The organism is Candidatus Nitrotoga sp. M5, assembly GCF_927904885.1.
GTDB lineage: Bacteria > Pseudomonadota > Gammaproteobacteria > Burkholderiales > Gallionellaceae > Nitrotoga.
On record NZ_CAKMNW010000001.1, the window covers coordinates 151,726 to 166,258 of the forward strand.

General features: G+C 47.1%; 16 protein-coding genes. 8 read left to right on the forward strand and 8 right to left on the reverse strand.

Annotated elements, in window-relative coordinates; all coding sequences use genetic code 11:
• Positions 1-219: 219 nt before the first annotated feature.
• From dbpA to MJ770_RS00705, 3 genes are all read right to left on the reverse strand, one after another.
• The gene (gene dbpA / locus MJ770_RS00695; RefSeq protein ID WP_239249395.1) at positions 220-1,641 is read right to left on the reverse strand and encodes an ATP-dependent RNA helicase DbpA; all 1,422 of its coding nucleotides are present in this window, start codon (positions 1,639-1,641) and stop codon (positions 220-222) included.
• A gap of 77 nt (positions 1,642-1,718) precedes the next feature.
• Entirely contained in the window at positions 1,719-2,210 is a 492-nt protein-coding gene (locus MJ770_RS00700) for a hypothetical protein (RefSeq protein ID WP_239249397.1), read from the reverse strand.
• Positions 2,211-2,335: 125 nt separating this feature from the next.
• Entirely contained in the window at positions 2,336-3,037 is a 702-nt protein-coding gene (locus MJ770_RS00705; RefSeq protein ID WP_239249399.1) for a transposase, read from the reverse strand.
• A 329-nt stretch (positions 3,038-3,366) separates the two neighbouring features.
• Between MJ770_RS00705 and MJ770_RS00710 the strand changes: the two genes are divergently transcribed.
• The 6 genes from MJ770_RS00710 (at position 3,367) to MJ770_RS15525 (ending at position 8,279) form a co-directional block, all read left to right on the forward strand.
• The gene (locus MJ770_RS00710) at positions 3,367-4,923 is read left to right on the forward strand and encodes an eCIS core domain-containing protein (RefSeq protein ID WP_239249400.1); all 1,557 of its coding nucleotides are present in this window, start codon (positions 3,367-3,369) and stop codon (positions 4,921-4,923) included.
• A 154-nt stretch (positions 4,924-5,077) separates the two neighbouring features.
• The gene (locus MJ770_RS00715; RefSeq protein WP_239249402.1) at positions 5,078-5,668 is read left to right on the forward strand and encodes a dihydrofolate reductase family protein; all 591 of its coding nucleotides are present in this window, start codon (positions 5,078-5,080) and stop codon (positions 5,666-5,668) included.
• Between the two features lie 111 nt (positions 5,669-5,779).
• Positions 5,780-6,262, forward strand: coding sequence for a cupin domain-containing protein (locus MJ770_RS00720; protein WP_239249404.1), 483 nt, complete (start codon positions 5,780-5,782; stop codon positions 6,260-6,262).
• Between the two features lie 83 nt (positions 6,263-6,345).
• Positions 6,346-7,242, forward strand: coding sequence for a type 1 glutamine amidotransferase domain-containing protein (locus tag MJ770_RS00725; protein ID WP_239249406.1), 897 nt, complete (start codon positions 6,346-6,348; stop codon positions 7,240-7,242).
• A 97-nt stretch (positions 7,243-7,339) separates the two neighbouring features.
• The gene (locus MJ770_RS00730; RefSeq protein WP_239249408.1) at positions 7,340-7,783 is read left to right on the forward strand and encodes a GNAT family N-acetyltransferase; all 444 of its coding nucleotides are present in this window, start codon (positions 7,340-7,342) and stop codon (positions 7,781-7,783) included.
• A gap of 322 nt (positions 7,784-8,105) precedes the next feature.
• Complete coding sequence (locus tag MJ770_RS15525) at positions 8,106-8,279, forward strand: hypothetical protein (protein ID WP_445083110.1); 174 nt, start codon at positions 8,106-8,108, stop codon at positions 8,277-8,279.
• Positions 8,280-8,376: 97 nt separating this feature from the next.
• On the opposite strand, the gene MJ770_RS00740 is transcribed toward MJ770_RS15525, so the two are convergent.
• The 3 genes from MJ770_RS00740 to MJ770_RS00750 form a co-directional block, all read right to left on the reverse strand.
• Positions 8,377-8,592 carry a type II toxin-antitoxin system ParD family antitoxin gene (locus tag MJ770_RS00740; protein ID WP_239249412.1) on the reverse strand — a complete coding sequence of 72 codons (216 nt, stop codon included), beginning with the start codon at positions 8,590-8,592 and terminating at the stop codon, positions 8,377-8,379.
• A gap of 205 nt (positions 8,593-8,797) precedes the next feature.
• Positions 8,798-9,808, reverse strand: a complete 1,011-nt coding sequence (locus MJ770_RS00745) for a zinc-binding alcohol dehydrogenase family protein (protein ID WP_239249414.1) — start codon at positions 9,806-9,808, stop codon at positions 8,798-8,800.
• A 16-nt stretch (positions 9,809-9,824) separates the two neighbouring features.
• Positions 9,825-10,037: a hypothetical protein gene (locus tag MJ770_RS00750; protein ID WP_239249416.1), complete on the reverse strand. Its 213-nt coding sequence runs from the start codon at positions 10,035-10,037 to the stop codon at positions 9,825-9,827.
• A gap of 553 nt (positions 10,038-10,590) precedes the next feature.
• Here MJ770_RS00750 and MJ770_RS00755 point away from each other — a divergent pair.
• Together MJ770_RS00755 and MJ770_RS00760 are read left to right on the forward strand one after the other, a co-directional pair.
• Positions 10,591-10,929 carry a hypothetical protein gene (locus MJ770_RS00755; protein WP_239249418.1) on the forward strand — a complete coding sequence of 113 codons (339 nt, stop codon included), beginning with the start codon at positions 10,591-10,593 and terminating at the stop codon, positions 10,927-10,929.
• A gap of 351 nt (positions 10,930-11,280) precedes the next feature.
• On the forward strand, positions 11,281-11,775 hold the full coding sequence (locus MJ770_RS00760; protein ID WP_239249420.1) for a hypothetical protein: 495 nt from the start codon (positions 11,281-11,283) through the stop codon (positions 11,773-11,775).
• A gap of 309 nt (positions 11,776-12,084) precedes the next feature.
• Here MJ770_RS00760 and MJ770_RS00765 read toward each other — a convergent pair whose 3' ends face one another.
• A complete protein-coding gene (locus MJ770_RS00765; RefSeq protein ID WP_239249422.1) occupies positions 12,085-13,362 on the reverse strand; it encodes a sialidase family protein in 1,278 nt (425 codons plus the stop codon).
• 46 nt (positions 13,363-13,408) lie between these two features.
• A complete protein-coding gene (locus MJ770_RS00770) occupies positions 13,409-14,413 on the reverse strand; it encodes a transporter (RefSeq protein ID WP_239249424.1) in 1,005 nt (334 codons plus the stop codon).
• Positions 14,414-14,533 lie beyond the last annotated feature (120 nt).

A 14,533-nucleotide genomic window follows, 5' to 3' on the forward strand; every position in this document is an offset into this window, starting at 1 on the left:
ACAGGAGGTGATGGGCCGCAGTTTGCCAAAGTGACACATATAACAAGGTGAATTCAAGTTCTAAGTGCAACAGTTTTTGTTTTAAACAAGGGCCTCGTAAGGAGTTCTAAATTTTAAACATTTTTGAGGCTGATGATTTAATTTCTCAACAGCCTGCTGAATGACCTTAGGTCGGCTAGTGGTGCACTTGCAGGTTGAATGTGGCTTCGAATACCATGCCTACAGCGCGTGCACCTTAACCGTCTTGCCCTTCACCTTGCCCGCCGCCAATTTGCGCACCGCTTCGTGGGCAATGTTTCGATCCACGGCGACGTAGGTGGAGAACTCGGTGACGGCTATCTTGCCGACTTGTTCGCGGGTATAACCTGCATCACCGGTGAGCGCACCCAACACATCACCGGCGCGTATTTTCTCTTTGCGCCCACCGAGTATTCGCAGCGTGACCATTGGCGGTACAAGCGGGGATTGATCGTCTTCTTTCAATTCGTCCAGCTCGTGCCACTCCGGTACGATGCGCATCGATTTGGCGATGGTGATGATGCGGTTGCGATCCGCCGGCCCGCACAGTGTCAATGCACAGCCGTTCTGGTCGGCTCGCCCGGTGCGGCCGATGCGGTGCACGTGGATTTCGGGGTCAGGCGTGACATCGACGTTGATGACCATTTCGAGCTTGTCGATATCCAGGCCGCGTGCCGCGACGTCGGTCGCCACCAATACGGAACAGCTGCGGTTGGCAAACTGGATCAGCACTTGGTCGCGCTCACGCTGTTCCATATCGCCGTTCAGGGTCAGGGCCTTGATACCTCGGGCATGCAGCGCTTCGAGCAATGAACGGCATTGCTGCTTGGTGTTGCAGAAAGCCAGAGTGCTGATCGGGCGGTAGTGTTTCAACAGCACCGCGACCGACTGCAGGCGCTGCTCCTCTTCAACCTCATAAAATCGCTGGCTTATTTTGGTGCCCTCATGTTGCTCCAGCAGCTTCACTTCCTTCGGTTTGCACATAAACTGGCGCGCCAGCCGCGTGATGCCGTCGGGGTAAGTCGCCGAGAACAGCAGCGTCTGGCGCTCTGCCGGGCAACGCTTGGCGACGAACGCGATGTCTTCGTAAAAACCCATGTCGAGCATACGATCCGCTTCATCCAGCACCAGTGTGCTGAGCGCTTCGAGGTTCAGCGTACCGCGCTCCATGTGGTCCATGATGCGTCCCGGCGTTCCGACGACGATGTGCGCGCCATGTTCAAGGCTGGAAATCTGCGGGCGCATTGTCGAGCCGCCGCACAGCGTTAGTATTTTGATGTTGTCAGCAGAGCGCGCCAGCCGGCGAATTTCCTGGGTGACTTGGTCAGCCAACTCGCGCGTGGGGCAAAGCACCATCGCTTGCACTGCAAAGCGGCGCGGGTTGAGTTTGGTGAGCAGGGCCAGAGCGAATGCCGCCGTTTTGCCGCTGCCGGTTTTCGCTTGCGCGATCAGGTCGTGTCCCGCTAGCGTGATCGGTAGGCTGGCGGCCTGTATTGGTGTCATCGTCATGTAGCCAAGCTGTTGCAGGGTCGCCTGCATCGCGGGCGGCAGTGGCAGCCCGTTGAACGAGTTGCTGGTGCTGTCTGCGGAATTTGGTGAGGTGTTGCTTTGTTGGGTAGTCATAGTTTGATCCTGAATTTTCCAGCGCAATTGCATCGCGTTTTAATGTAAGCGCTGACGTTCTCGTCGGCGCTCACGGTTCAGGTCTTGCGCCGCTTGGATGGAAACTGCTTCCCCTTGAAATTAACCAGTTCTTTGGTGGGTATCCAGACCGTCTTGGGTTTATCTATCCGCCATTTTTTGCCCGCAATTTTTTGGCCCGCCTGAAACGCTTTCATAGCGGCAAGGTACTGATTGGGATGGATCAGGATAGTCGCGTGCTTGCCCTTGAGTTTGTAGTCGGCGAGATGCTCCTTGAGGCGAAACAGTTTCTTTTCAGTGTCGACTATCTTGCGCTGGCTGGCCATCATTTCCTGCGCATCGGCCGAGAGTGCATAGCCGCCTTCAATCTCGATAACCAGGCCGCATGCCGACATTCGGTCAAACGCGTCTGATAACTTATTCCCGGAAGGGATCGCGTGATGCATCAGATCGATCGCCGTAATGATCTCGGCCAGGTCGGCAGGCCGCCGCTTCGCCGCAACAGACAGGGACAATAAAAGAATCACATCAACATCGTGAATTGGGTACATCGGAACCTTTACTGAATAAATGCGCGCCCAACCCGGGCGCGAGGGTGATAGAACAATTTAGGACATTTGTGACAGACTTCAATGCTGTTCACTTAACCGTTCGAATAATTAGGGTCGGAGTAACATTAACTGGCACTGTCTGTTTTCTTTTGTGGTCGCCCTGCCTTTCTTGGCGTTACTCGTTTATTCGTTAATGTTTCTATCTCCGCTTTAAAACGATCGCCACCCAGAGCCAATCCCTTATTCACACTTTCTCTTATGTCTTGCAATAGCTCAGTGGTTACAGGGACTTGTAACAATGCGCGATAATTCTCTAATCTTTCTTCTTTTGTCTTACCTAGTGAAAGATACTCTGAATGCGGTGTGTGCATTTTAGTTTTTATTCCAAGGGCATTACAGGCATAGCTGGACCAGCTATATTCAGCTGGATCTTTAACCATATCAGCTCTCACAGGATTTAATTCAATGTATCGATATAGTTCAAGCAAGTATCGCTCACTTTGAACCAGGCAGGATTTAAATCGGCCTTCCCATAGGGTTCCGCTACGCTGATATGTGTCGTTGTAATAACGAACATACATTCGTCCAATCGACTGCATCATTCGGCTAATCGCTCCCTCTTTCTGAGGTGTGCATAACAAATGTACATGATTGCTCATTAACACCCAGGCATGAACATCAATACTATATTTTTTCGAATATTCTTTAAGCCAATCCAAATAGGCGTTCATATCTTCTGCTCCATCAAAACATACCTGCTGATTATTACCGCGATGGACTATATGTTGTGGCACGCCAACTGGACTAACTCGTGCTAATCTTGCCATTTACTTCCCCTGCCTTATCTAATATTGCGTCACAATAGCACATTTAATGTTACTCTGACCCCAATATACCCCATGACCCCTGGATAAAAACCAGCCAAAACTAATCGCCGATGGAATTAATGGGTCAACCAGGTTGATCGATATCTAAAGAGTCAAATAATTGATGATAAAATCAAGCTAAAGTAAATTGGTGCTAACGTGGACGGTCAAAAGATGACAAGATACGGGCTAACAAAGATGTTTCAAATACCCATGAAGTGCGACGGTGATTTGTAATTTGAAACATTACCAGACGTAAGCCAATTCGAAAAAAAACTGGAGTACTTACTATGGGTAATCATCGTGCACATGTTTCAAAACATAGTGTTACAGATAAGCAAGAAGCAAAACCTTCGTTTAGTAATTTTGGGCGGTTATTGTCTGGTTTGCCAGAAAATCACCTAACGAAAGGCGTTTCAGATTCGTATGATAAGCAGGTAGCAGTATCGCAGCCATCAGGATTTTTTGACTTTGGTTCAATCCCTGTTTTTCCCGACAGTAAAACACCTGTCAGACTAAATTCGCAATCCTTTCCTATCCAGGCCAAACTCAAGATTGGCCAGCCAAATGACAAATATGAGCAGGAAGCGGATCGGGTAGCAGAGCAGGTGATGCGGATGCCGGAACCAAAAGTACAGCAGCCTTCGCAGGCTGATGCTCGTTATGGTGGAAAAAAATCCGGTTTCTCAGTTAGTAATGCGGGTGGTGCCGTTCAGCGGCAACAAAAAAAGCAAGAAGAATTTATTCAAGCTAAGCCACTGGCGCAGCAAATTAGTCCACTCATTCAAATGCAGCCTGATGAAGCGGATGATGAAAAATTAATCCAGGCTAAATCAACCGGAGATGTAACACCCTCAGTGACGCCTTCGATAAGCACTGGTATTCAATCATTGCAAGGTGGTGGACGGCCATTATCTAAATCAGAGAGAAACTTTTTTGAGCCGCGCTTTGGGGCAGATTTCTCTGGTGTACGAGTGCATAGTGATGCGCGAGCTGCTGGTTTGGCGCGTTCAGTTAATGCTCGGGCTTTTACGCATGGGAATAATGTTGTGTTTGGAAGCGGGGAGTATTCTTCGGGTTCGTTGGGGGGAAGGGGATTGTTGGCGCATGAGTTGACACATGTGGTGCAGCAGGGCGGGGATCACGCGAATGCAATACAGCGCAAACCCAATCCAAAAGCGCCGCCGGATCCCTACCTTGAGGGACGACCCGCTCATAACCATGTGGCATCTGCAGCGAACTGGGCAAAAGTACAAGCCGACGCCGCGACCAAATGCCCCTTTGGTCCTGACGCTGCAATCAACTGCGCATGCTCCAATCTGTCTCCGTCGGGTGTCATGAATAGCGCAGGTGTCTTTGAACTCACAGGCCTCGCCCAAGAGACTTTCGATCACTACACGGCTGGATCCGGAAAGGATGTAGAGCATCACGTAGCATTGGACAATATGCTCACCAACGACAGTGGAGTTCGCGGTCTCATCGGCGGCGCTATCGCAAAGTCCCCCAAGGGCAGCGTGTTTCTTCAACAGAAACACTACGCAATCGAAGAAAATAAAAGAGCCTTTGGAGGCATCGACAAGGTCGACTACCAGGTCAATGCAGCCAGTAAAACCGTGGATGTATGGTTCAAGGATCGTTATGATTTTCACCCCGTAGGCTTCGGCTATACCAAGATGCCGGGACCTGGGGACGAACTCCGAAAGACGAATTGTGTGCATGCGGCCGCCGTCGAAATGAAGCGTACCGATAATGCTGCCGACTACTGGATCATCGCCCATGCGACTGTCCCATTGAGCATTTTCAAGACAAGCACCGGCAAGAAATCCCCAGACTCCGACCTCCTCTGAAAATAATTGGGGTCAGAAATATTTAGGGTCAGAGTAACATTAACTGACTCTGTCTGGTGAATTCAAGTTCAAACTGCAACAGTTACAGAAAAGAGAAAGGCATCGTAAAAATCTGATAAATTTAAATCACCACAATTTAAAACCAGGAGATTAAATGAAAACACTTATCACTGAATTCATCAGTCTAGACGGTGTCGTACAAGCTCCAGGAGGAGCTGATGAAGACAACGATGGCGGCTTCACTCACGGCGGGTGGTCGATGAAGTATTTCGACCCGGATGTTATGGGGAGCATGTATGCCGAACTCGCTGAACAGAGTGAGATACTCTTACAAGGACGTCGTACTTATCAGGTCTCGGCTGCCGCTTGGCCCAGTCGCTCAGGGGACCCATTCACGGATTGGATCAATCGTGTCCAGAAGTACGTCGTATCCAATACACTCACCGAGAAAGATGCAATATGGAATCCCACCACTATCATTCGTGGCGCTGACTTCATGAAGACGGTGTCCGAATTACGTGCGAGGCCGGGAGGCTACATCTACGTGTATGGGAGTGCAACGATGGTTAGGTCTTTACTTGACGCCGATCTTGTCGATGAATTGCTGCTCACAATCGAGCCGATCATTCTTGGTGGTGGAAAGACGATTTTTGCTGAGAACGGAAAGGCGGTTCCTTTTACACTGGAATCCTCAGTAAAAGCCAGTACAGGTGCGCAAGTTTGCCGATATGTTCGTGCTCGGTAGTTCAATTATTCAGCAGCTAACAAGGCGCTCGTCCGGACGCAAATTACGCTGCACTTCGTTTGCGCTGCATAGCATTAACGTTAGGCGTCAGAGTTTGATTTCGGAGTCCTCATGCCAAATAACCCCAAAACTGTAGCAATTCTCGCCACGGAGGTTCCCGTCAGAAGGAAACCCTCTGTTTATCCCGAGCCATTCGCCTCGCAAATGGTAGGCAGGGAGAAGCGGCAACTCGGTGAGTTCTTCGGCTTAAATAACCTCGGAGTCAATTTGACGAGTCTTGATCCAAACGCAAAATCGGCATTGCGACATACTCATTCAAAACAAGATGAGTTTGTTTACATTCTGCAAGGGCATCCGACCTTACACACTGATGAGGGTCGAACTCGACTGAAGCCCGGTATGTGCGCGGGGTTCAAGGCGGGCACTGGGAACGGCCATTGCCTGATCAACGAAACTAACAAGGCAGTCCTTTACCTTGAGGTTGGCGACAGAACTCCGGGCGACGAAGGCACTTACCCAGATGACGACTTGGGCGCCATTCTAATTGAGGGAGCGTGGCAATTTGTGCATAAAGACGGAACTCCCTATTCTTAAGGCGCTGCCGTCTGAACCTTCGCTCAAGCGGAGCGCCAAGAGCGGGCACACAATAACCAACACGTAGAATTGAGACAAATCACATGATCACAACCTTCTCACGCCGGACACAACTTCTTCTTGGCGCCGCGGTCCTTTGCACACTGGCATTCACGATTATCACGCGCGCGGCCGCCGAGCCGCCGCCCACGATCTTGGTCATTATCTCGAGCAAGAGCACACTCAAGTTACAGGACGGTAAGACCTACCCGACCGGCTATTATTTGAACGAACTTACGGTTCCTGTTCGAAAGCTGATCGATCGGGAATATGAAGTTGTCTTCGCCAACCCGGCAGGCAATGCTGTGGCGATGGACAAGCGCAGCGATTCCGCAGACCATTTCGGAAACGATCGTGGGGTCTATGAGTCCTATCGCAAGTTCCATGATGGTCTTACGGGTCTCAAGAGGCCGGAGAAGCTTTCCGCTCTGATAGAAAAGGGACTCGACCGCTATGCGGCCGTCTTCTTCCCCGGTGGCCACGCGCCGATGGTGGATTTAATCCAAGACGCGGACGTCGCAATCGTGCTGAACCATTTCCATCGAGCGGGGAAGCCCACGGCTTTCATCTGCCATGGACCGATCGCGCTCGTTTCTACGGTCAAAGATCCGAAGGCCTTTGTGCTCGCTCTCGAAAAAGGCCTCATGCAAGAAGCGTCGCAACTGGCTTCGGGCTGGCCCTATGCGGGATATAAAATGACGATATTTTCAACTGCGGAGGAGCAAGTCGCCGAGGCAACAGGGCTTGGCGGAAAAGTTCGCTTCTATCCAGATGCTGCTCTCATAGCCGCAGGCGGGAAAGTGGAGTTGGCCAAACCTTGGTCCCCGCACGTTGTAAAGGACCGAGAGCTCATCACCGGTCAAAATCCAGGCTCAGTCGGTCTGTTTTCCGAAGCACTCGTGAACGCAGTCGAGGCGAATAGATCGAAATACAATAGATAGCTAACAACACGTCGAAGCATATCCCGTAACCCGCGCGTTTCACGCGCGGGTTACGGAAATGCTCAACGTGGGCATTAGCAGTAAAGGAAATAGATTCGTGCAAATACGACAATATAAAGATTCTGATTTAGATGCAGTGCTCTCGTCTTGGGAAACTGCAACTCGATTAGCGCATCCTTTTATGACCGATGAGTTTATAGCTCAAGAGCGAATAAATGTAGCTGAAGTGTATATGCCTAATACAGATACATGGGTTGTAGTCATTAACGGCAATATTGAAGGCTTTATTGCCTTGATGGGCAACGAGGTTGGTGCAATATTTTTACAGCCAAAGTATCACGGCAAGGGTGTAGGTAAAGCGCTAATGGATAAAGCGCAAGAATTACACGGAGATCTTGAAGTTGAGGTCTTTAAAGAAAACTCAATTGGTCTTAAATTTTACTCAAAGTATGGTTTTGAGCAGCTTGAAGAGAAATTGCACGAACCTACTGGTCAGCAAGTATTGCGCCTGAAATTTACTGCTAACAAGCGCGTCAATTAAGACGCTCGGAAGCTCGCGCCTATTACGCGAGCGTTAGGCTCGGAGGTAAATATTGTTGAACGCAATATCAGCTGTAATGAAGGGCTTTTAGCTAACTGGTCATAATGACTTGGATAAGCGATTGTTTCGTGACGATATTCATGCCCCCATCCTGGACCACGAGATGTACTGATAAAAGTAGGTGCAGCGGGAGTGAACACCCCTGATATCAATACCCGGTTAGGGTGATACTCGAAATCGAGTATCACTAGTTGGCGACGCAAGGTGGTCAGGCAACTCCATTCAATTTGCAAGGATACAAGGCGCTGATGGCAGCGGCAGGATAGTTGCTGTTGGAGAGCAGGTGGATTCGGACCTGATAGATGCGAGGGTGCTCGTTGAGCCATGTATGTTCGAGGCCGGCGGAAAAGATCTGGCTCAGCCCTGGTACTCTGGTTTGGAATGCGATGGCGGGTTCGCTGAATATACGATTGTTGCTGCGAGGCATGTTTACTGAATTGAGAGTCATCTTAGCGATATTTGTGAATTCAACAGCTTGGAAAGACAAATAAAATTCACTCATGCTTTATTTAGTAACGCAGCTCAGCCTCTTTTCATACCTCACGCAAAGTTTTATCACTCCCACCACTTTCTAGTCCTTCATAAATAGTCTGCTTCAAGGCTTCATATTTAGCACTTTGCTCTTGATCGCGACGTATTAGATCACGTATATATTCACTATCATTCGTGAATTTGCCAGCAGATATTTGTTCTTTAATCCATTGGTCTGGCTTAGCGGTTAACGTGATAGTTTTTCGTATAAACCCCATGCTAAGTCCTTGTCTGTATATTAATATTCACAATATTGGTGCAATTTAGCGTAACTACGTATTGTTCGCTGTAAAAATAAAGTAGACAGGTATTGCAATCATGCAACTTGAGAGTAATTTTATGGAGCGTTGATCGTCAGATTTTAGCCAAAAGCGCCCCTAAGCAGTCATAGATTTTAACGTCGTCCTAGTCATCTTAACGACATTACCAATCAGCTAGAACAACTTTGCCAATCACATTACCTTGCTCAATTAACGCATGCGCTTTGCGAAGGTTCACTGCATTGATCGGACGAATAACCAGATTAATAGTAGTTTTTAGATTTCCTGCATCAATTTCTTTGGCTACATATGTCAGTAGCTTATGTTGTTCAACCATGTCAGGGGTTTGGTGCATCGACCTCGCGAACATGAATTCCCAATGTAAGCTAGCAGACTTCAACTTCATACCACCCATAGGCATTGGGTGATCAGTGTCATCAATAGAGACAATACCACCTTGAGGGCGAACTAATTCAACGGCCGCTTGCCAGTGCCGCATGTCGTTAAAAATCGCTATATGATCTACGTATTCAATATCTAAGGCTTTCACCTGCTCAACCATCGGTTTACGGTGATTCACCACATAATCTGCCCCCAGGTCTGTCACCCATTGAGATGATTCAGGCCGCGAGGCTGTTGCGATTATGGTCAGACCAGCGCGTTTTGCGAGTTGGATTGCGATAGAGCCAACACCTCCACCAGCTCCGATGATTAATATTGATTGCCCTGCGTCTTTTCCATCACGATCGATACCTAGTCGATCAAACATCGCTTCATAGGCGGTGATGGTCGTTAATGGTAAAGCCGCCGCTTCAGGGTGACTGAGAGTTTTAGGCTTATGACCAACAATCCGCTCATCAACTAACTGATATTCAGCATTGCTGCCAGAACGAGTGATGTCACCAGCGTAGTACACTTCATCGCCGGGTTGAAATAAGGTGACATCCGAACCGACTGATTCAATCACACCGCTGGCATCCCAACCTATAACTCTGGGTTCATTTTCAATTTTGTCTTTTGGCGCACGTACTTTTGTATCTACCGGGTTGACGGCAATTGCCTTTACAGCGACAAGAATGTCATGTCCGGCCGGTACAGGCTTTTTCATCTCTACATCGAGAAAAGACTCAGGGTTTTCAATTGGAAGGTATTTTTTGATAGCTACAGCTTTCATTTTTAGCCTCTCGTTCCTATGGATTTTGATATGTCGGGTAATCAGTATAGCCTCGTTCATTGCCACCAAATAGTGTGTCCATATCGCTAATTTTTTTCAGCGGCAAGTTGTCCTCGAACCGAAATGGCAAGTCCGAATTAGCAAGAAATTTACGCCCATATGCAATGAAATCAACTAATCCATCTGCGATTATTTGTGTCCCAACTTCAGCTGGAGTAATTGCCAGCAACGACAATAGCGCCTTTAAATACCTTACGTAAAGACTGACGAAATTTCAGGCTGACCGTTAGTGCATCATCTCAATCTGTTTCGATAAATAAATTTGTAACTAAAGGAGGCAACGCCGAATGTCACTAAATTAAGGTTATTCAGCATATATAAAACAACAACTTAAATCATAATTTCCTAGATTTTATAATGATCTAACATTGCTAACAAAGCTTATCTTAGTGGCTTTCGTGTCAAAACGCTTGAAATATTTGGCAGTCCGGCGCGCACCGTTACGGGACGATTCAAAACCGTCTGGGCTGCATACCGCGCAGCTTCAAGCTACTTGGACAGGCTCTCATAATCCGCTTAAAGAGTTGCAGATATTCGTGTTTCATTATCACTCTCCACATGATAAAGTACAAAATCATCTTGCTGATTGAGGAGGAATTATGGCTTTTAATCAAATTGATGGGGCGTATTTCTCTGCGACAACAGCTTTTCCCAATTTTACATTTAAGTAAGACTATGCAAAAGCGCGGCGCGCTTCAATTTTTCGTTAGGTGCTTTTAGGTATGAGCATGATAAAAAAACACAACATAGAAATATTATTAACTATTGCATTAGCATTTTGCATTTATAGTTATCTTACAACCGGCAGTGATGGCATATGGTTTTCACGCTCTGGGTCAATAATGGTCTTACTGGCCGTAATTGCAGAGTTTCAAGTAAACAACGCCAGAATGTCTACTGCTGAAACCTCGTCATCTCTAGAAATTGGAGGTTCAGGTATCGTATATAAAAGAGAGTTATCCCCTAGGTATAATGCGTTTACTATCATTGCACATATAGAAATTATTTCAGGCACAGTTATTTGGGGGTACGGTGACTGTCTTTTTAAATCATGCATGTAACAAACAGGATTAAACAATAGTTGGAGACCAGTTAAATCAACTAAAGGAATCAATAACAATCCAACCAAAACGAAAGATTTTAGCAATCTTTATCAACAGCTTAGCCACAATATATTGATACGCGCTAAAGGGTAGCGAAATGCTAATTGAGCTTGACTTAGTGCCATTCTGGTCAAAGCTTTTAAATAGTAATACTTTGGTATCGTTGGGTAAAAATAAACTTAAAGGACACTGTTTCGCTGTAAAATTCGTTATGCCGATATTCAAGTACAGTGTTTAACCATTAAGAGTTGCATAGTGGCAACTGGATGGGTCAATAAAAAACTGTAGGCATTTTTTAGGGGAAACATCATGAAAATTCTTGGGCCACTGATACTTGTAGGCTTTTTCTGTTTTGGTATATTCGTTTTAGCCAATTGGAGCACGCTGACAACCTCAGCCACGCTATCCTTCGTGGCCTTCAGCTTTGAGGCGCCCTTGGGTCTCTTGTTGCTGGGAGTGATTCTAGTATTTGCGGCGTTTTTTGTCGCTTACGTCCTCATCCTTCGCACAACTATGCTGATGGACGCACACCGTTATGCGCGCGAACTTAAAGCTCAACAACAGCTGGCCGAAAAAGCTGAGGCCTCGCGGCTGAACGAGTTGCGCGGCCAAATCAATCATGAGTTTGCGCAATTGCGAGAGTCGACAGAAAAATCAAGAACTTCATTTTCTACTCAAATTGAAGGGGTGGAAGAAGCGTTACGCAGCCTGATTGAAGAAACTAGCCGCAGCCAGTTGGCATACATAGGCGAGGTTGAAGACAAGCTCGACCGGAGTTTGGCGAGCCCGACACTCGAAAAATAAACGCTACCAAATTCTGACAAACACCGGTTAAAAACAGACGCAACCGACTCGATATAGGTCGGTTGAGAGTCGGTATTGGCAAGTAGAGCGACTGTGGGCCAATCAGTGCGACCACATGAATAATAGAACTTCCTTACACCTCAGGGCATCTCTAAAAATCCAATTTTGCTTGTAGCCGCTTCAAGGCTTGCCTGCTTACCCCATTGCGTCACGATACGGCGATACTCGGTAGAAGCCAATCTGAGTGAGGGATCAAAAGTATGGTGGCGAAAACAACACTACGCTCACTGTAGCTTAAACGTGGATATATCAATCCAGCGGAATTAACCGATAACCTTCATTCTTGCTGTTCCACGACACGAAAACACCTTCGCTACTGCTTAACAAAAACGGAAAGTCAATTCCACTGCTACTTTCTGCGATTGATCTGGCCTGAGACCATGTTTGCCCACTATCGGTTGACTGCATCACCAAAAGTTGCGATTTTGTCCCATCATACTCAGTCCAGGTCAGAACGACATGCTTCCCTTGAGCCATGATATCAGGATGACTTGACCGTTTTTTTGGTGTACCAATCGGCAACGGAGTTGAAAAATTCTTTCCCTGGTCAGATGAATAAGCGTAGAACAAACCTTGACGGACGCTCCCTCGCGTAAACCAGGCAACATGGTAGTGGCCGTCATCACTAATAGAAATTGCAGGTCCATTTTCAGGACAGCCCTTTATCTTCCATTCATCAAAGGTGACACGCCACGATAGTGGATTTTTGCCATTTGCTTGAGTCTTGGAAAGACCATGATCGCGTATACCACCTGGATAAATGAAACGTGCGAATAAAACAGGCTGGCTCTCATTATCAATAGCGGCAGCAATACGGCAGCATTCACAAACGGTGTCGGAGAGTTTTTGATTGATGAAATCATGGCTGCTCTGGCCGTCAATGATTGTGTAATAAACCGAGTTCCCAGGTTGCCTCCAGTCGGTTCTATCGCGTTCGTCAAGCCAGAAGATATAAGCTTGATCCGACGAATTTAAAAGCAGTCGGCCTTGAGAAGAGTTTGCTTCTGATGCATTGTTGCTCAATGGTTTTGGCGTTGAAAAACTGCGGCCATTATCGGTAGATGTACTGAAGTACAGGACTGACGGTTGAGCACCTTCAGCCGAATAAATAACTGAGATCCGGCCAGTACCATCTACGGCGATATCGGGACGATTTTCACTGCTTGCTTTGATGCGCTGTGATTTCGAATTGATACGCACAGGTGCACTGAAGGTCTTGCCTAGATCGGTTGAATAATCAACATAAACATGCCATTTTTCGGAGACAATCCGCCATAAACGGTTATCAGGACCAAAAGCCGTAGAAACAAACAGGCTCCCACCCTGAGGGTAGTGCGAGAAATCGTTTGTTCCGGCTTTTATGTCATTATGATCGCCATAGCTAGCAGTGCTTAACGCCAACGCGCCGAGCAGCAGTAACTTACTGAGTAGCTGAGCACCGCTTATGGAGAGAGACCCGATAAAATCCCTTGCAGTTGTTATGCGATTGATGCGAAAGATTCTCTCGTTAGTCAGTTGATCATACATAAATAATTTTATGGTCAATCTTGAATTTGTAAAAATGTAAATGCTGCTAGAACGCGACAACGAAGCGGTAAGTTACTCGGTAATCTGGTGGCGTTTGATAACCGTTGATATTTTTGACAATCGGTGTCCCTATTGATAAGGCAGTATTCCAATTTTTGCCGCCGGAATATCTGATACCTGGCGAGAGATAAATGATATTACTACCCGAGTTCGAATCAGTCAGGCCAGCAGTTTTTTGACGATCTTGCCAATGACCGTTTAATTCCAAAATACCCGTCCACGTTGAGTTATTGCTGCCAACGAAAAGATTGTTTCTGGCCGTGCCAACGAATGCATAAGAAAGTGCAACATTATAGTCAAAAGTATCGCCGAGGTTGGTACGTTGCGCGCCTTTAGTGGCTAACGTATACAGAATATTGCTGTCAAACGAAACCTTTCCCATGGCACGAGTAAAAGAAAATCCGGCTGCAGGATTCCATGAACCGCCACTGGGCTGAGAATGTGTTTCAAGTCGCTCACCGGCACCTCGGACGTGAGTTGCGCCTGGGGTAGTGAGAGCCGTAACCAGTGATAAATGGTTTAGATTGTCTACGGAATTGAAAATACGATATTGACTAAACAGGGAAACACCGCCAAAACCGCCTGGATTGCCCTGATCACTGACATCATGATGACCACCATGATGATCTACACCACCGACATCGAAACGCTGCACATAAGGTAGCCTGATACCCAGCGACAAATTGTCGGTCACACCATAAGCAGCAAATATCGACGGGGTTAACTGAGATTTCACACTGTGAACATCACCATAATCTTTGCTCAGATCATGTAAGGCTGACGGACTGGGAGTGTCAAAATCAGTAAATTGGGCGATCAGTCCGCTGGCCCACATTCCGGTAGGGAGTGTTATACCGGTCTGAGTGATAATTGGCGATGCTGTACCTATGCCGAAGCCCATAGAGCCGTGATCAGCCCGAGTTGTATTGCTGTAAATAGCCAATGCCGATGTTAGAAACATCAACAGAGGAACTTTTTTCGAAAAACTCATAACTAATCCTTGTAATTTATCGTGTTGGGATGACAATCACCCATTGAACAGGCACTCACAAAATTCTTATTATTAAACTTGCGATACAAGCTAATGCCTGCATTGATGCCTTTATGAAAT